This is a genomic window from Massilia sp. X63 (assembly GCF_041023745.1).
In the GTDB taxonomy this organism is placed as follows: Bacteria; Pseudomonadota; Gammaproteobacteria; order Burkholderiales; family Burkholderiaceae_D; genus Telluria.
In genome coordinates, this window is record NZ_JBFTEF010000008.1 from 138037 (window position 1) to 154737 (window position 16701).

A 16701-nucleotide genomic window follows, 5' to 3' on the forward strand; every position below is an offset into this window, starting at 1 on the left:
CTTACACCGCTTCGATCTTGCGCGCCTGGTCGGCCCACATGATCGGGATACCGTCGCGAATCGGATAGGCAAGGCGGTCCGGGCTACAGATCAGTTCCTGCGCCTTCTTGTCGTACTGGAGTGGGCCCTTGCACAGCGGGCACACCAGGATATCAAGCAGTCGAGCGTCCACGACATTTCTCCACGATTTGTTCGGCCAGCGCGGGGTCGATCCGCGCCGTCACCGGCACGACCCACAAGCGCGGGTCGTCCTTCAGGTTATCAAGTTGCCGACATTTTACTGCATCCTTCTCCGTGATCAGGATGACATCGGCGTCGAGCCCGTCGAAAGGCCGGTCGAGGAAGTCGTGGTGGTCCGGCAGCGGCAGTTCCTGGAAGTCCAGGCCGGCGCCGCGCAGCATGGCGAAGAAGCGCCCCGGGTTGCCGATGCCGGCGGCGGCCACGATGCGGCGGCCCTTCAGGCGCGCCAGGGGAAGGCAGTCTTCCGGGCGCATCAGGGGCTCGGCAAAGTCGCCCGCCAGCTGCATCCGGAACGGCTGGCCGCCGACCGCGCGCGCCAGTGCCGGCGTGATCTCGGGAGCGTTCACCACCGTGAAATCGCGGCGGCGCGCCGGCGGCTCGCGCAGCGGCCCGGCCGGCAGCAGCCAGCCGTTGCCGACGCCGCGGCCGTCGAACAGCACGATCTCGACGTCGCGCGCCAGCGCATAGTGCTGCAGGCCGTCGTCGGTGATGATCACGTCGACCTCGGGATGCGCCGCCAGCAGCGCCCTGCCCGCCTGCGCGCGCTCGCGCCCCACCACCACCGGGCAGCCGGCCCGCGCGGCGATCAGGAGCGGCTCGTCGCCCACCTCGGCCGGCGTCGATTGCGGCGTGACCGCGCGCGGCGCCGCTTCGGCCCCGCCGTGGCCGCGCGAGATCACGCCGGGACGCATGCCGGCGCCGCGCAGGCTCTCGGCCAACCAGATCGTCAGCGGCGTCTTGCCGGTGCCGCCGATGAAGATATTGCCGACCACGACGACGGGCACCGGCAGGCGCTCGCTGTGTTTCAGGCCGAGGCGGTAGAGCAGCGCACGGATGCCGGACAGCGCCCGGAACAGCAGCGCGAGCGGCAGCAGCGCCAGCGCCAGCGGGCCGCGGCGCAGCCAGGCGCGGGTGAGGGTCGATTCGAGATTGGAAGCCATGGAGGAGCTGCAGCGGAACGCCGTGGCGCCCGCCCGCTGTTTATTTCTTGGTGCCGGTCTGGGCGGCGAAGGTCAGCTTGTCGTAGCCGGCCACGCGCGCCGCTTCCAGCACGTTGATGACCATCTGGTGCATCGCGAACTGGTCGGCATTGACGATCACCACCGGATCGTTCGCCGGCTGGCCGTTCGGACCGCCGCTGCGGGCGGCGTTCTTCAGGTCGTCGGCCAGGCCGGCCACGCTGTGGAAGGCCACCGGCACGTTGTTCACCGTGTAGTTGCCCTTGGCATCGATGGTGACGTTGATCTCGAAGGGCCGCTCCTGCACCTTCTCGGCGTCGGCCGTGGGCAGCGTGATCTGCAGCTCGGTGAACTTGCTGTAGGTGGTCGAGACCATCAGGAAGATGAGGACGACCAGCAGCACGTCGATGAACGGAATCAGGTTGATCTCCGGTTCCTCGCGCTGGCGGCCGCGGCGGAAGTTCATCATTTGCGGGTCCCGTGCACGACGTCGACGAACTTCACGGCCTGCAGTTCCATCTCGACGATGAAGCTGTCGACCAGGGCGCGGAAGTGGCGGTAGAACACCAGGGCCGGCATGGCGATGGCCAGGCCGAAGCCGGTGTTGTACAGGGCTACCGAGATGCCGTGCGCCAGCTGGGCCGGGTTGCTGCCGCCGGTCGGGCTCTGGGCGCCGAAGATCTCGATCATGCCGACCACGGTGCCGAACAGGCCCATCAGCGGCGCCAGCGAGGCGATGGTGCCGAGGGTGGTCAGGAAGCGTTCCAGGCCGTGGGCGACGCCGCGGCCGGCCTCCTCGATCGATTCCTTCATGACGTCGCGCGGGGCGTCGACATTGCGCAGGGCCGAGGCCAGCACCGTGCCGAGCGGCGAATTGTGTTCGAGCTTGTCGACCACGTCCGGCGTGACCTTGCCGGAGCGGTAGACGCGGATCACTTCATCCAGCAATTGCTTCGGGAGGATCTTCTCGCGCCGCAGATAGATCAGGCGTTCCACGATCAGGGCAACAGCAACGATCGAGGCGACCAGCAACAGCCAGATAGGCCAGCCTGCAGCTTGAAAAATGGCGAGCAAGAGAAACTCCTGTGGGAAAGAAAATCAATTCAGCAATGTAACAAGTTGCCAGCTATGCGGCAAGTGCGCTGCGCCTGAGGTTCTGCACAAGTTCTGTGGATAAAAATGTGTGCAAGAAGCTGATCTAGATCAAAGAGCCTTGATTTCAAAGGACATTCTCCTCCTGCGCAAGAAAATGGCAGGGTGCAAAACGGCCTGCCATGCCTTTCTCCTCGTTTTCAGGCACGGTATTGGTCTAGCTCAACAATGCACAGTTACGAACAAATTCTGTGGACAAAATTGTGCGCAATGGCGCTGCGCATGACTTAAGTAGTTGATTTTATTGAGGAAATTTCCTTGGCGCAAAATTTAGGCAGTGTCGTCTTTCGTCCTCACGCCCAAGGCCGGCCAGGGTTCCTCACACTTTATGTGGACAAAAATGTGAGCAAGGCTGTCCTTCGACAGCTAAGTGCTTGATATAAAACAAAAAATACATACTGCACAAAATTTAATCAATCTGCCGTATCGCAAGCTTTTGTGTGTATGTGAGACCTTTCCTGCATGAATTATTCTGCGCAGGAAGAGTGCCGGCAGACAAAATTCATGTCTCCACATTTTTTGTGGATAAGATTGTGATGAATCTTGTAGAGCTTGCCATAAGCCTTTGATTTCAAATGATTCTCACCCCACTGCCCATCAAACATGCAGGGGCAGTCAAATCGGGATTCCAGGCCTGTCCTCGGGGTGTCCGCCCGACTTTTCCACCGTCATACCACCGAGCACAAGGAGCCTGCCGGCCACCCGTGATCATGACGCCGACGCCTTGTGCACACTTTTTGTGGACAAAATTGTGTGCAAGCGACGCGACAAGGGCTTAAGTCATTGATCTAACACAATAAAATTTCCTAGCGTCATTTTTGAGCAGCCCCGGCCCCGACTGTCCCGCACGCTCTCCGGGTTCGCACGCCTCGCGCCCCGGGAACAGGGTATGCACATTTTTTGTGGACAACAGTGTGTCCAAGCCAGGCATATGCACGCTAAGTGCTTGATGCGTAAGGTCTATGACCCCAGCGCACGTTTCTTGCGCAATCTTGTGTCTTATGGATGAGTTGCCCACAGTTTTTGTGGATAAGCTCAGCCCAAAACATCAATACCCCTTTGCAAGCCATTGATTCCAAAGGATTTCAATAGAATGCATTGAAAAGCGGCAACTACGCGTGAAGCGCTGCAAGCGCACCAGCCGCCGCGCACGGCTGTCGCGCCCCTTGTCGTTTTGGCCGAGATATGACATAAGCATCCTCTTGCCCTTCATTTGCCGTTCATTCAAGTAGCCCATGGAATTCCGAAACGACGCCGACCCCGCCTACACCGCCCCATCTGTCCTGAGCGTGACGGCCCTGAACCAGCAGGTCGCCCGCCTGCTCGAACGGAGTTTTCCACTGGTCTGGATTGGCGGGGAAATCTCGAACTTCACCCGCGCCAGTTCCGGCCACTGGTATTTCACGCTGAAGGACGACGCGGCCCAGGTGCGCGCCGTCATGTTCCGCAGCCGCGCGCAGTACGCCGGCTTCAATCCGCGCGAAGGCGACAAGGTCGAGGTACGGGCGCTGGTCACCCTGTACGGCGCGCGCGGCGACTACCAGATCAATGTCGAGACCATCCGCCGCGCCGGCGTGGGCCAGCTCTACGAAGCCTTCCTGCGGCTCAAGCAAAAGCTCGAGGCCCAGGGCCTGTTCGATCAAGAGCGCAAGCGCCCGCTGCCGCTGTTCCCGCGCACCATCGGCATCGTCACCAGCCCGCAGGCGGCGGCCCTGCGCGACGTGTTGACCGCCCTGCGCCGGCGCGCCCCGCACGTGCGCGTGATCCTCTACCCTGCCCCGGTGCAGGGCCAGTTCGCCGCCGACAAGATCGCCGAAGCCATCATGACCGCCTCCCGCCGCCAGGAAGCCGAGGTGCTGCTGGTGTGCCGCGGCGGCGGCTCGATCGAGGACCTGTGGAGTTTTAACGAGGAATGCGTGGCGCGCGCCATCGACGCCTGCCAGATCCCGGTGATCTCGGGCGTGGGCCACGAGACCGACGTCACCATCGCCGACTTCGCCGCCGACGTGCGCGCCGCCACCCCGACCGCCGCCGCCGAACTGGCCGCCACCCCGCGCGCCGACTGGCTTGCCTCGCTCTCGAGCGACGCCCAGGACCTGCGCCGGGCGATGCGCCGCACGCTGTCGGAAGCCAGCCAGGGCCTGGACGGCTACAGCCGCCGCCTGCTCAGCCCTTCGGCCCAGATCCGGCACCAGCGCGTGAAGCTGCTGTCGATGGCGGCCGCGCTGACCCACGCGGTGCGCACCCCGGTGAACCGCCAGAACCTGGTGCTGGCCCAGCTGCAGCAGCGCTGGATGCGCCACCGCCCCGACATGCGCGCACTGCGCGCCCAGCTGCTGGCCGACGGACGCCACCTGAATACCGGCCTGTGCAATGCAATCAAGCGGCGGCGCGACGCATTGAACGCGCTGTCGGCCCAGCTCGAGCTGCTGAACCCGCAACGCACCCTGGAGCGCGGCTATGCGATCGTGCGCAACGCCAAGGGTGAGGTACTGCGCGACCCGGCCCAGATCAAGGCGCGCAACAAGCTCAATCTGCGCCTGGCGGGCGGCAGCGCCGACATCGTGGTCTCGAGCGTGCAGACCGCGCTCGGCGAGACGCCCGCGTGAGCCGCACTGGCCAAGCATGCAACATCTTGTCATCCGGTTTAGAATAACGCCGCTCTGGAACAAAACCCGTCCGACCAACGAACAAGGAAGAAAACATGGAACATCAACTGCCAGCACTGCCGTACGCCAAGGAAGCCCTGCAGCCGCACATCTCGGCCGAGACCCTGGAATACCACTACGGCAAGCACCACCAGACCTATGTGACCAACCTGAACAACATGATCAAGGGCACCGAGTACGAAAACATGTCCCTGGAAGAGATCATCCAGAAGTCGCAGGGCGGCGTGTTCAACAACTCGGCCCAGGTGTGGAACCACACCTTCTTCTGGAACTGCATGTCGCCGAACGGCGGCGGCGCGCCGACCGGCAAGGTGGCCGACGCCATCAACGCCAAGTGGGGCTCGTTCGACAAGTTCAAGGAAGAGTTCAACAAGTCGGCACTGGGCAACTTCGGCTCGGGCTGGACCTGGCTGGTGCAGAAGACCGACGGCAGCGTCGACATCGTCAACACCTCGAACGCCGGCACCCCGCTGACCACCTCGGACAAGCCGCTCTTGACCGCCGACGTCTGGGAGCACGCCTACTACATCGACTACCGCAACGCCCGCGCCAAGTTCCTGGATGCGTTCTGGAATGTCGCCAACTGGGACTTCGTGAACCAGAACATGGCGTAAGCCCGCTGCTGCCGGCATGCCGGCACATGCGACGACGCAGCCCGCTTCGGCGGGCTGTTTGCTTTAATGGGCCCATTGCGGGCCCGTTGCGGCCATACCACGGCAAGCGAAACGTGCTTCCCGTCCGCCTGGTCCGCGCGCATGATGGTTGCTCGATAGCGGAGGTCCCATGTTCACCCCGTCGAGGGCCGCTGCGGCCCTGCTCCTGTCATCGCTCGCGAGCAGCGCGTCCGCCACTGTGGTCGACGTTGACGCCACGATCACCAATTTCCGATATCAACTCATCGATCTGACCCCGGACGACGGCCTGAGTCCCTGGATCCGTTTCGACTGGATGCCCTCACCGAAGGCCACCCTGTTCTACGACCCGAACTGGTCGCGCGAGTACGCCCACAACGACAACCGCGACGACCAAGCGGTGGTCCTGCAGCACGGCGCGGATATCGTGCGCGGCCAGGTAAGGCCCGAGCTGATTAGCCTTGACCTGCACATTGCCGAGGGGTCGGCGCAAGTCTTCATGGAACGGATTGCAAGCTACAGTCTCTCGCCGAATACCGGCTTCGTGTTCAGTGCGGATGCCACGCTCAGCAGTTCGGTGGCGCCTGGGCCGCAGCTCTATAGCTACGCCGGAATGTCCGGCATGTTCATGTCGGCACCTGACGCTGTCCCGCTCAGCTTCGAAGGGGGTGCGCTAAGCTCCCCGGGACGCCCTGTGAGCGGCACCGTGTCGGTGAGCGGGGCCAGCGGCGCCCTGGAAGGATCGGGAGTGCTGTTCCTGGGCGCTAATGCCATCGTGTCGAGCCTTTCTCCGGTTCCGGAACCGCGCCGCGCCGCGTTGCTGGCAGCCGGCCTGGCGCTGCTGTGGAACTGGATGCGCCGCCGCTCTGTTGTAAGTATAAAAAATTGAGCGTCATCAATTAAGTACCGGTTCAGCCCGGCGCATCCCATCTGCGGAGTCTAATAAGAGCCACGTCGCATTCAAGGCGTGCCTTTTATTTAGGAGAATCCATGGACACGAAACGATTCCTGATGGCCCTGTGCATCGGCGCGGGCGCCTGCGCGCTGGGCGGCTGCACCACGCCGGCGCCACACAAGGTGGTCTTAAAGACCGACCAGATCTACCCGCCGATCGGCCCGTACTCCCAGATGATCGGCTACGGCAATCACATCTACTTCTCGGGCATCATCGCCCTCAACAAGGCCGGCACCGCACTCGAGGGCGCCACCATCGAAGAGCAGACCAGGCGGGTGCTCGAGTACATCGGCGCCGGGCTGGCCTCGCAGGGCCTCGGCTTCGAGGATGTGTTGTCGAGCACCGTGTACATGCAGGACCTGAACGAGTTCGCCGGGATGAACGCCGTCTACGCCCAGTACTTCAAGCAGGACCCGCCGGCGCGCGCCACGATCCAGGCGGCGCGCCTGCCGCGCGACGCGAAGATCGAGATCGCGATCGTCGCCGGCCGGCGCTAGCTTAATCCTGCGCCAGCTGCCGGCGCAGGAAGTCCACGCACACCTGCACCCGGCCCGACCCGGCGAGTCGCTGCGGATACACAGCCCACACGCTGGCCGGCTGGGTGTACGCGGGCAGCACCTGTACCAGGCTGCCCGCGTCCAGGTAGCTGCGCGCATCCCACAGCGAGCGCAGCACGATGCCGGCGCCCTCCACCGCCCAGCGCAAGGCGATCTCGCCGTGGTTGGTCGACAGCGCGCCGGACACCCGCACCGTTTCTTCTTCGCCGTCCCTGCCGCGCAGGCGCCAGCTGCCGAAGGGATGCTCGCGTTCCTTGATCGCCAGGCACTGGTGGCCGGCGAGTTCCTGCAAGGAGGCCGGCATGCCGTGCTGGGCGATGTAGCCGGGCGACGCGCACAGGATGCGGTGGTTGTCCATGAGTTTGCGCGCTACCAGCTGGGGCGGGATGTCGTCGCCGATGCGCACGTCCAGGTCGAAGCCCTCGGCAATCGTGTCGACCAGCCGGTCGAAGACCTCGAAGCGGATCTGCAGTTTCGGGTGGCTGGCCGCCAGCCTGGCGATCACCGGCGCCACCACCTTGCGGCCGAAGCCGAAGCTGCTGCAGATGCGCAGGCGTCCGGCCGGCTCGCGGCGCCGCTCGGCCAGCTCGTCGACCATCTCGTCGAGCTGCTCGAGGATCAGCTGGGCGCGGCCGAGGACCTGCTCGCCCTCCTCGGTGATGAGGATGCGCCGCGTGCTGCGCTCGAACAGGCGCACGCCCAGGCTTTGCTCCAGCATCCCGATGCGCTTGCTGACGAACGCCGCCGACATGCCGAGCTCCTCGGCCGCCGCGCTGAAGCTGCCCTTGCGCACCACCGTGACGAACACCCGCAGGTCACCATTTTCCAGATTATTCACGATTCGTGTTTTATGAGGCTACGATGCTGGCGATTATAAACAGATCGTTTTCTTGCTAAGCTGAGGTGTATCGACACCAGGAGCAGCAATGAAAACGCACAAGATCGCCGTCATCGCCGGGGACGGCATCGGCAAGGAAGTCATGCCGGAAGGCCTGCGCGCGCTGGAGGCGGCCAGCACGCGCTTCGGCATAGCGCTGGAATTCGTCCACTTCGCATGGGCCAGCTGCGACTACTACCTCCAGCACGGCCAGATGATGCCGGACGACTGGAAGGCGCAGCTCGATGGTTGCGAGGCCATCTTCTTCGGCGCGGTCGGCTGGCCCGACACCGTGCCCGACCACATCTCGCTGTGGGGCTCGCTCTTGAAGTTCCGCCGCGAATTCGACCAGTACGTCAACCTGCGCCCGGTGCGCCTGATGCCGGGCGTGCCCTGCCCGCTGGCGAACAAGCAACCGGGCGACATCGACTTCTACGTGGTGCGCGAAAACACCGAAGGCGAGTACTCGTCGGTGGGCGGGCGCATGTTCGAAGGCACCGAGCGCGAGCTGGTGCTGCAGGAGGCGGTCTTCACCCGCCACGGCACCGATCGCATCCTGAAATACGCCTTCGAGCTGGCCCAGCGCCGTCCGAAGAAACACCTGACCGCCGCCACCAAGTCGAACGGCATCGCGATCTCGATGCCCTACTGGGATGAGCGCGTCGCCGCGGTGGGAAGCGCCTATCCGGAGGTCCGCTGGGACAAGTACCACGTCGATATCCTGGCGGCGCGCTTCGTCCTGTCGCCGGAGCGCTTCGACGTGGTGGTGGCCTCGAACCTGTTCGGCGACATCCTGTCGGACCTGGGCCCTGCCTGCGCCGGCACGATCGGCATTGCGCCCTCGAGCAACCTGAATCCCGAGCGCCGCTTCCCTTCGCTGTTCGAGCCGGTGCACGGCTCGGCGCCGGACATCTACGGGAAGAACATCGCCAATCCGATCGCGATGATCTGGTCGGGGGCGATGATGCTGGACTTCCTGGGCTACACCGAGGCGCACGACGCGATCGTGCGCGCGATGGAGCACTGCCTGGTGAACGGGCCGCGCACGCCGGACATGGGCGGGACGGCCAGTACCACCGAGGTGGGCAAGGCGGTCGCCGAATACCTCGCCTCGGTTTGACGTAGGGTGGGCGGCATAGCCGCCCACCCTACGAAAAACGCCTAGCCTCGCTGGCTCACTTGAGCAGGTAGGTATTGAAGAAATCGATCGTCGAATAGAACAGGTAATCGGCATTCGCCTTCTTGCCGAAGCCGTGTCCTTCGTCGTTCGCCGTCATGTACCACACCGGCGTGCCGTTCTTCTTCACCGTCGCCACGATCTGGTCGGCCTCCTGCCAGGGCACGCGCGGGTCGTTCTTGCCCTGCACCACGAACAGCGGCTTCTTGATCCTGGCGGCGTTGTTGGCCGGCGCGGTCTTTTCCATCCACTCGCGCATGCCTGGATCGCGCTCGTCGCCGTACTCCACGCGGCGCAGGTCGCGGCGGTAGCTTTCGGTGCGCTCCAGGAAGGTGACGAAGTTCGAGATGCCGACGATGTCGACCGCCGCAGCGATGCGGTCGGCGTACATGGTCGACACGGCCAGCGTCATGTAGCCGCCGTAGGAGCCGCCCATCACCGCCACGCGCGAGGCGTCCATGTCGGGCTGGGTCGCGATCCAGTCGAGCAGCGCGCCGATGTCCTTCACCGAATCTTCGCGCAGCTTGCCGTTGTCGAGCTTCAGGAAGCTCTTGCCGTAGCCGGTCGAGCCGCGCACGTTCGGATAGATCACCGTCACGCCCATCTCGTCGGTGTAGTAGTTGTTCCGGCCCAGGAAGCCGGGCGTGGACTGCCCTTCCGGTCCGCCGTGGATGTTGATCACCACCGGGCGCTTGCCCGGGAACTTGCTTGCCGACGGACGGTAGACGAAGCCCGACATCTCACGGCCGTCGAAGGACTTCCAGCGCACCAGCGACGGCTCCACGAATTTGTCCATGTCGACCGCCATCTTCTCGTGCCGGGTCCAGCGCGTCACGGCGCCGTTCTTCGCATCGATGCTGTAGACCTCGGACGGGCTGCGCGCCGAGGACAGCGACAAGGCCAGGTGGCGGCTGTCCCGGTGCCAGGCGATGTTGCCGATCACGCCCATCGGCAGCCTGGGCTGGGCCACCAGCTTGCGGTCGGCGGTACGCATCATGCGCAGCACGCTGCGGCCGTCCTCGTTGGCCACGAAGGCCAGCAGCTTGCCGTCATCGCTCAGGTCCATCTCGTCGATGTCCCAGTTGATGTCCGGGGTAAGCACGGTCTCCTTGCCGGTCGCCAGGTCGAGGTAGACCAGGCGGCGGAATTCGGAGCCGCGGTCGCTGGTGACGAACAGGCCCTTGCCGTCGCGCGAGAACACGGCGCCGCCGTAGGCCACGGTCTCGTTGCCGTTCTTTTCCGCGCTTTTTTCAGTGATGCGGCGGCTCTCGCCGCTCGCGACATCCATCAGCCACAGGTAGGACTCGTTGGCCGACACGTACTCGCTGTACACCAGCTGCTTCTCGTCGTGCGAGAAGGCGAACGCGCCCCAGCCGCCGCCCGGCAGCTCGGCCAGGATGCGCACCTGTTCCGGCTGGGCCGGGTCGACGATGCTCACGGTGGAGCTGATCTGGTCGTTCGAGCCCTGGCGCCCCACCGGCACCGTCACGTACAGCAGCCTGCCGCTGGTTTTCGCCCAGGCGGTGTCCTGCACGCGGCGGTTGTCGGGGGTGATCGGGATCGCATCGCTGCTGCCCGGCTTGAGCGCCGCATCGCGGCGATAGGCGCGGAACACCTCGTTGCCGCCGGTATCGCGGCCGAACACATAGAACTTGCCGTGGCGCGGCTCGAACTGGGCGCTGCGCACCGGTTCGGCGTAGTCGGTCAGCAGCTGCAGCGGCGCGCCGGGCTTCGCCACGCGGAACAGCTGCGGCGTGTTGTTGTGGCGGCGCGCGACGATCATCTCGAGTTTGGTCGGGTGCCAGGACGCATACGAGGTCGGCCTGAATTCGTTGTACTGCGCCACCCGGCTGGCCAGGCTGGCCGCTACCGGCGGCACGTTCTCCAGCACCATCGCCGCGGGCGGCGCGACGCTGGCTTGCTGGGCCGCATTCTGGGCCGCGTCCTGAGCAAATGCGGGGCCGGCGGCAATCAACAGGGTGGCAATCAGGGTCAGCCCGAGCGGGCGGCGTGCAGGTCTCATCCGGTGTCTCCGATGACGAAAGGGTTGTTGGTATTACTGCGTTACAACTTTACACGATGTCGCGCCTGCCGGAAGCACCCAAAACAGGCCAGCAGACAAGCGCGGCCGCGGGTAAGATGTTCCGGTCGCTGCCGCTGTTCCGCATCATTGTCATCGAACTGTATGCAAATGTCCCCCCTTTGTAGGGGCTGTGCTGTAAAGCAATGAGTCTTATACAATCTCGGACGAAGGAGATACACATGTACCGAGTGATGCTGGTGGAAGACGATGCGCGTTTGGCGGAACTCGTCACCGAATACCTGTCTGGCTATGAATTCGCGGTCGACCTGGTCAGCCGCGGCGACCAGGCGCTGGAGCGTTTCAAGGCGCTGTTGCCCGACGTCGTGGTGCTCGACCTGATGCTGCCGGGACTGGACGGCATGGTGGTATGCCGCCAGATCCGCGAACTGTCCGAAGTGCCGATCCTGATCCTGACCGCGCGCGAGGATTCCTACGACGAAGTCTCGGGCCTGGAACAGGGCGCCGACGATTTCGTCAACAAGCCGGTGCAGCCGCGCGTGCTGCTGGCGCGCCTGCGCGCCCTGATGCGCCGCACCGCCCAGGCCAAGGGCGGCGTCGACGCCCGCGTGCTGCAGTTCGGCGCGCTGCGCATCGTCACGACCGACCGCAGCGTGGTCTGGCGCGGCGAGCCCTGCGTGCTGTCGAATACCGAATACAAGCTGCTGCTGGTGCTGGCCGAAGCGGCCGGCCGCGTGCTGTCGCGCGACGCCCTGCTCAAGAAGATGCGCGGGATCGAGTTCGACGGCCTGGACCGCAGCATCGACAACTGCATCTCCAAGCTGCGCCGCAAGTTCGAGGATGCCGACTCGGAAAAGATCAAGACGGTGTGGGGGGAAGGCTACCTGTTCTCGCCGTCGGCCTGGAATTGAATCCCCGCATGGCCGGCGCGGCCGGCCATCCCGCGACAAGCTGTCATTCGAACAGCGGCACGATCGCCAGCGGCGCGCTATAGGTGATCACCTGCGCCCGCTCGGTACTGAAGCGGTAAGTCACGCCCGGGAAATCGGTCTCCGGGTCGCCCGCGAAGGCCGGTCCCGCTACGACCGGCAGCGGCTGCTCGCCCTCGGGACGGCGCAGCCTGACTGCGGTTTCCACGCCCTTCTTCGGGAACACCATGCGCACGCCCACGCACTGGCGCGAGCGCGCAGTGGCATCGACGTAGCGGGCGAAGCCGAGCGCCTGCTCGCAGGCGGCGCGCAGCTCGGCGCTGTCGTAGATATTGTCCGCCTGCGGGGCGATCGTCACGCGGGAGCGCAGGCTGAACGGGCCGATCCGGCGGTTCGGCGCCAGCACGGCGTTCTCGTCGTAGGCCGCCTTCGACAGCGGCAGCACGCCGCGGCCCAGCGGGTCGAGCGCGAGGCTGGTCTGCACGGTCTTGCCGCTCAGGACCAGCTGCAGGCCCTCGCCCAGCGCGGCCCGCATGGCCGCAGGATCGCGCGGCACCAGCTGCAGGTGGTTCTGCAGGTGGTTCTTGTGGCCGCCGTATTTGTCGAACACCACCACCGCACGGTAGGCATCGCGGTAGCTCGCCCATTCCGCGGCCTGCGGCTGCGCCTGTGCCGCGGCCAGGCTGGCCGTGCTCAGGAAGCAAACGCATGCGGTGGCGTGAGCGAGTCGCATCATCAGAACCGGTAGGCGAAGGCGGTCGAAACCGTCAGGTTGTTGGGCCGCTCGACGAGCGGGCTGCGGCGTGCGTCGCCCGTCAGGCGCGCTGCCTGCACGCTCGAGCTCAGCATCCAGGATGGCGACAGCGCCCAATTCCAGCGCGCGCCGATGCGCACGTCTTTCAGGCCGCCGTCCGGACGGTATGCGGGATTGCCGCTGGCGGCGGCCTGCGCGGCGGTGACGCCGAAGTAGCTCTGCTGGTAGGCGCGGTTGGCGAAGCCGAGGGCGGCCGACACCGACACCGTGTGGTGCGGGGCCACCTGCATCGCCAGGCGCTGGATGCCCAGTTCGCCGCGCACGCCCTTGCGGTCGGTGCCGGCGCCGGCCAGCACGCTGCTGGTCAGGCGCCACTGCGGCGACAGGTAATAGTTGAAAAAGCCGCCGCCCTCGAGGCGCAGCCCGATCTCGTCCATCCCCGCCAGCGGATTCTCGCTGCCGAAGGTGCGCACCGAGGTCGGCAGCAGGCTGCTCGCGCCCTCGAGCTGGCCAATGCCGCCGCCGGTGCCCGATTCGTTGCGGCGCGGGTGCAGGGCCAGCAAGGGGCCGAATTCGACGGTCGGGCTGTCGGACAGGTGCATCCCCGCGCTCATGCCCGACACGAAGATGCCGTTGCTCCACTGGACCTGCAGCACCGGCAGCGCCCTCGTCTTGCTGCTGTCCGCCCCCTCGTAACGCGGCGCCGACACGACGCCCAGCCCCGCATACATATCGCGGCTGCCATCGGGCATCGGGTTGGTGGTCGGCGTCTGTGCGCTTGCGGCGCTGCCCGAGACAGCCAGGACCAGGGCGAAAAGCTTTTTCATGTCTTCAACAATCCGGAGTTCGGCAAACCAACATTTTACGTCGGGCAAGCCGAACTCTCACGCATTGTTACTGCCGGGTACGAGTTTCCGTGACGAATTCAACCGGCGCCTCGCTGCGCTTCACCACGACCAGGTGCGCCGGGTAGACGATCATCATTCCGCAGACGACATCCGGACCGGGTTCGGTATCGGTGATGCCGACCTGCAGCTTGCCGTCGCGGAAGGACACGGCGCTGATGCCACCGCCGTGACAGGTGCTCGGCTTGGGACCGCGGAACACGCCGATCACCATCTGCTCCCTGAAATCGATCTTGGGCAGGGCATGCCCGGCTCCCGCGTGCTCGGCCCACAGGCTGGCCCAGGCCGCCTCGTCGCGCACGACGACGTTGCGCTGGGTGTCGATGGCGGTGCGCAGCGCCGGTTCGACCGTCGTGAAGTTGAGATACGGGGACACGATCTTGCGGAACTCGACCGGCGTGGCGACGCCCGACGCATCGACGCGTGGCAGCGACACCACGCGCATCGGCTGGGTGACAACTGCCGGACACACCATGACAGGCGACATGTCGCGCATTTCGTATTCGACCAGCACCTTGCCCTCGTGCGAACCGGCATACACCACGTCGAAGCTGCCGCAGCCGGGATTGCCGCTGCCCTGGAACACAGCCACCAGCATGTTGCGCGAGAAGTCGACCGGCGGCGCCGCGCTGCCGGTCTTGCTGTGCTCGGCCCACAGGGCCGACCACGCGGCCGCGTCCCTGATCACGACTTCGCGCGGGGTTGCGATGTTCGAGAAGCTTTCGCTCACGATGGTCTTGTAGGCGATCGGGGTGCCCGACTCGGGCAGGAAGCCGATCGGCTCGACCTTGTGGCCGGCGCCCAGGCCGAGGTCGGCCTTGTCGAGGTTGTTCAGCATGGTGTCGAACAGCGCGCGCACGCTGTCGTCGCTGCAGCTGGTGCGCGGGCCGGCGATGGTCTGGCCTGCCGTGCACAGCACGGCTTCCGGGGTCGGGCCCATCAGCTGCTGGCCGTAGGCATTGTCGGCGCAGCTGCCGGCGCGGTCCCACAGCACGTACTTGCTGTCGATCACATAGAGATTGTTGCGCGTCGACGCGCAGCTGGCGCCCTGCGCCATCTTGATGTACTCGGAAACGACCGGAACGCCGCCATTCGGCTCGCCGACGGCGATGCCGCGCGATGCCTGGCGGTTCCCCATCTCCGAGGCGCCGTCGCCGCCACCGCAGGCTGCCAGGGTCAGGCCGGCTAGCGCGGCGGTGACAAGTGTGCGTCCAAGCATGCTCATCTTCTTCTCCACTTGTTGTAGCCGGTGCCTGCTTGCGCACCGATCGCTTCCTTAGGAATAAAAAAACCCGCCGACACTCGCATATCAGGCGGGCAAACGGAAAACCAGATAATCCTGAACCTGATACGAGCATGGTAAGAATTCCCGGCAACGCAGTCCCCCTCGAACTGTCGAGGAATTGTCATCAATTTGTAAGGCACCCAAGGGGACCAATGAAGTACCAATTTGCAACCAACATGCTGCTTTGCTCCTATACAATGCTGTCAAGGAGATACTATGTCTTGGGCAGCTTCCCGTAACCGCTGGTCGTGCAGGATGGGCATGTGAACCGGATATTCTTCCGTTTCTTCGTGCTGGTCATGCTGTCGATCACGGCGGCGACCTTCGTGATTTACTTTGCCTTCAGCAGGCTGTTCGGGGACCCGCTCGAGGACATCGCGCGCCGCCAGGCCGCAGCCCAGATCTTCCTGCTGGAACAGTATGTCGACCAGGCGCCAGCGGACGAATGGCTCGCCCGCCTGAACAACGTGCGCGTGGTGTCCAACGTACGCTACGACCTGATCCCGCTGGCCGAGGCACGCACTGCCCTCCCCGCCGGCCGGCGCGCCCAGCTCGATCGCGGCGAACTCGTGCTCGATCCGGCCAGCCGCAGCTTCTACCGCCGCGTCGACCTGGAGGGCGAACGCTACATCGGCAGCCACGAGGAAGTGCTGCGGGCGCAGAACCTGCCGGTGGACATCGGGCAGGCGCTCAAGATGGAGGCGCTGCGCTACGTGATCGTGGCGGTGGCGCTGCTGGTGCCGATCGCGCTGTGGTCGCGCTCGCACTGGCAGGGGCTGCAGTCGCTGTCGCGCGTGGCGGACGAATTCGGCAGTGGCAGGCTGAGCGCACGCTCGCAAATGAAACCGTCGGCCAGCATCTACCCGCTGGCCGAGCGCATCAACCACATGGCCGACCGCATCGAGGATCTGCTGGAAGCCCAGAAAAGCCTGCTGCACTCGGTCTCGCACGAGCTGCGCACGCCGATCGCGCGGCTGGAATTCGGCATGGAACTGCTGGATGCGCGCGCCAAGGATCCGGACCTGAGCAAGCGCATCGCGGCGATGGAAGGCGATTTGCGCGAGCTCAATTCCCTGGTCAACGAACTGCTCGACATGAGCAAGCTCGACAGCACACGCCAGCTGCAGGCGGCGCCCGGCGCGCTCGCCGAGCTGCTGCATGAATGCACCGGCATGCTGCCGCCTTCGCCGCATGCGCTCGACTGCGCCCTTGCCGATGACCTGGGCGAATTCGCGATGGACCGGCGCCTGCTGGCGCGCGCCGTCTGCAACCTGCTGCGCAACGCCCAGAAATACGCGCACGGCCGCATCCTGCTGTCGGCCGCGCGCGTCGACGGCGGCGCGGTCGAGATCACGGTGGACGACGACGGACCGGGCATCCCGCCGGACGAGCGCGAAAAGATCTTCGACTCGTTCTACCGCCTCGACCGCAGCCGCGACCGCGCCACCGGCGGCTTCGGCCTCGGCCTGTCGATCGCGCGCAAGGCGGTGGCGCTGCACGGCGGCAGCCTGCACGCCGAAGGCTCGCCGCTGGGCGGAGCGCGCTTCGTCATCACCCTGCCCGCTTGAG

General features: G+C 65.2%; 17 protein-coding genes. 7 read left to right on the forward strand and 10 right to left on the reverse strand.

The features are described 5' to 3' along the window. Position 1 precedes the first annotated feature (1 nt). The 5 genes from AB3347_RS17010 to AB3347_RS17030 form a co-directional block, all read right to left on the reverse strand. The gene (locus AB3347_RS17010) at positions 2-172 is read right to left on the reverse strand and encodes a Trm112 family protein (RefSeq protein ID WP_369092972.1); all 171 of its coding nucleotides are present in this window, start codon (positions 170-172) and stop codon (positions 2-4) included. Further along, positions 153-1181: a tetraacyldisaccharide 4'-kinase gene (gene lpxK / locus AB3347_RS17015; protein ID WP_369092973.1), complete on the reverse strand. Its 1029-nt coding sequence runs from the start codon at positions 1179-1181 to the stop codon at positions 153-155. Before lpxK ends, AB3347_RS17010 begins: the two co-directional genes overlap by 20 nt. A gap of 40 nt (positions 1182-1221) precedes the next feature. Beyond that, positions 1222-1665 (reverse strand): ExbD/TolR family protein, encoded by a 444-nt coding sequence (locus AB3347_RS17020; RefSeq protein WP_369093049.1) that lies wholly within the window; start codon positions 1663-1665, stop codon positions 1222-1224. Next, positions 1665-2273, reverse strand: a complete 609-nt coding sequence (locus tag AB3347_RS17025) for a MotA/TolQ/ExbB proton channel family protein (RefSeq protein ID WP_369092974.1) — start codon at positions 2271-2273, stop codon at positions 1665-1667. The genes AB3347_RS17020 and AB3347_RS17025 overlap by 1 nt, the downstream gene beginning before the upstream one ends. Positions 2274-3399: 1126 nt before the next feature. Beyond that, positions 3400-3588, reverse strand: a complete 189-nt coding sequence (locus AB3347_RS17030; protein ID WP_369092975.1) for a hypothetical protein — start codon at positions 3586-3588, stop codon at positions 3400-3402. Between AB3347_RS17030 and xseA the strand changes: the two genes are divergently transcribed. From xseA to AB3347_RS17050, 4 genes are all read left to right on the forward strand, one after another. Continuing rightward, positions 3587-4960: an exodeoxyribonuclease VII large subunit gene (gene xseA / locus AB3347_RS17035; RefSeq protein WP_369092976.1), complete on the forward strand. Its 1374-nt coding sequence runs from the start codon at positions 3587-3589 to the stop codon at positions 4958-4960. The two genes, AB3347_RS17030 and xseA, sit on opposite strands and share 2 nt — an antisense overlap. A gap of 95 nt (positions 4961-5055) precedes the next feature. Next, on the forward strand, positions 5056-5634 hold the full coding sequence (sodB, locus tag AB3347_RS17040; RefSeq protein ID WP_369092977.1) for a superoxide dismutase [Fe]: 579 nt from the start codon (positions 5056-5058) through the stop codon (positions 5632-5634). Positions 5635-5803: 169 nt separating this feature from the next. Next, a complete protein-coding gene (locus tag AB3347_RS17045; RefSeq protein WP_369092978.1) occupies positions 5804-6541 on the forward strand; it encodes a PEP-CTERM sorting domain-containing protein in 738 nt (245 codons plus the stop codon). 101 nt (positions 6542-6642) lie between these two features. Then, the gene (locus AB3347_RS17050) at positions 6643-7104 is read left to right on the forward strand and encodes a Rid family detoxifying hydrolase (RefSeq protein WP_369092979.1); all 462 of its coding nucleotides are present in this window, start codon (positions 6643-6645) and stop codon (positions 7102-7104) included. A 1-nt stretch (position 7105) separates the two neighbouring features. On the opposite strand, the gene AB3347_RS17055 is transcribed toward AB3347_RS17050, so the two are convergent. After that, positions 7106-8002, reverse strand: a complete 897-nt coding sequence (locus tag AB3347_RS17055) for a LysR substrate-binding domain-containing protein (RefSeq protein ID WP_369092980.1) — start codon at positions 8000-8002, stop codon at positions 7106-7108. Between the two features lie 88 nt (positions 8003-8090). Between AB3347_RS17055 and AB3347_RS17060 the strand changes: the two genes are divergently transcribed. Then, positions 8091-9161: a tartrate dehydrogenase gene (locus tag AB3347_RS17060; RefSeq protein WP_369092981.1), complete on the forward strand. Its 1071-nt coding sequence runs from the start codon at positions 8091-8093 to the stop codon at positions 9159-9161. 55 nt (positions 9162-9216) lie between these two features. Here the strand turns inward: AB3347_RS17060 and AB3347_RS17065 are convergent, their stop codons facing one another. Continuing rightward, positions 9217-11241, reverse strand: coding sequence for a prolyl oligopeptidase family serine peptidase (locus tag AB3347_RS17065; RefSeq protein ID WP_369092982.1), 2025 nt, complete (start codon positions 11239-11241; stop codon positions 9217-9219). A gap of 239 nt (positions 11242-11480) precedes the next feature. On the opposite strand from AB3347_RS17065, the gene AB3347_RS17070 reads away from it, so the two are divergent. Then, positions 11481-12170, forward strand: a complete 690-nt coding sequence (locus AB3347_RS17070; RefSeq protein WP_369092983.1) for a response regulator — start codon at positions 11481-11483, stop codon at positions 12168-12170. Between the two features lie 43 nt (positions 12171-12213). Here AB3347_RS17070 and AB3347_RS17075 read toward each other — a convergent pair whose 3' ends face one another. The 3 genes from AB3347_RS17075 to AB3347_RS17085 all read right to left on the reverse strand — a co-directional run bounded on the left by AB3347_RS17075 (position 12214) and on the right by AB3347_RS17085 (position 15072). Then, positions 12214-12924: a hypothetical protein gene (locus tag AB3347_RS17075; RefSeq protein WP_369092984.1), complete on the reverse strand. Its 711-nt coding sequence runs from the start codon at positions 12922-12924 to the stop codon at positions 12214-12216. Next, positions 12924-13769, reverse strand: coding sequence for a MipA/OmpV family protein (locus AB3347_RS17080; protein ID WP_369092985.1), 846 nt, complete (start codon positions 13767-13769; stop codon positions 12924-12926). The genes AB3347_RS17075 and AB3347_RS17080 overlap by 1 nt, the downstream gene beginning before the upstream one ends. Positions 13770-13836: 67 nt before the next feature. After that, a complete protein-coding gene (locus tag AB3347_RS17085; RefSeq protein ID WP_369092986.1) occupies positions 13837-15072 on the reverse strand; it encodes a protease complex subunit PrcB family protein in 1236 nt (411 codons plus the stop codon). 323 nt (positions 15073-15395) lie between these two features. Between AB3347_RS17085 and AB3347_RS17090 the strand changes: the two genes are divergently transcribed. Further along, positions 15396-16700 carry an ATP-binding protein gene (locus AB3347_RS17090; protein WP_369092987.1) on the forward strand — a complete coding sequence of 435 codons (1305 nt, stop codon included), beginning with the start codon at positions 15396-15398 and terminating at the stop codon, positions 16698-16700. Position 16701 lies beyond the last annotated feature (1 nt).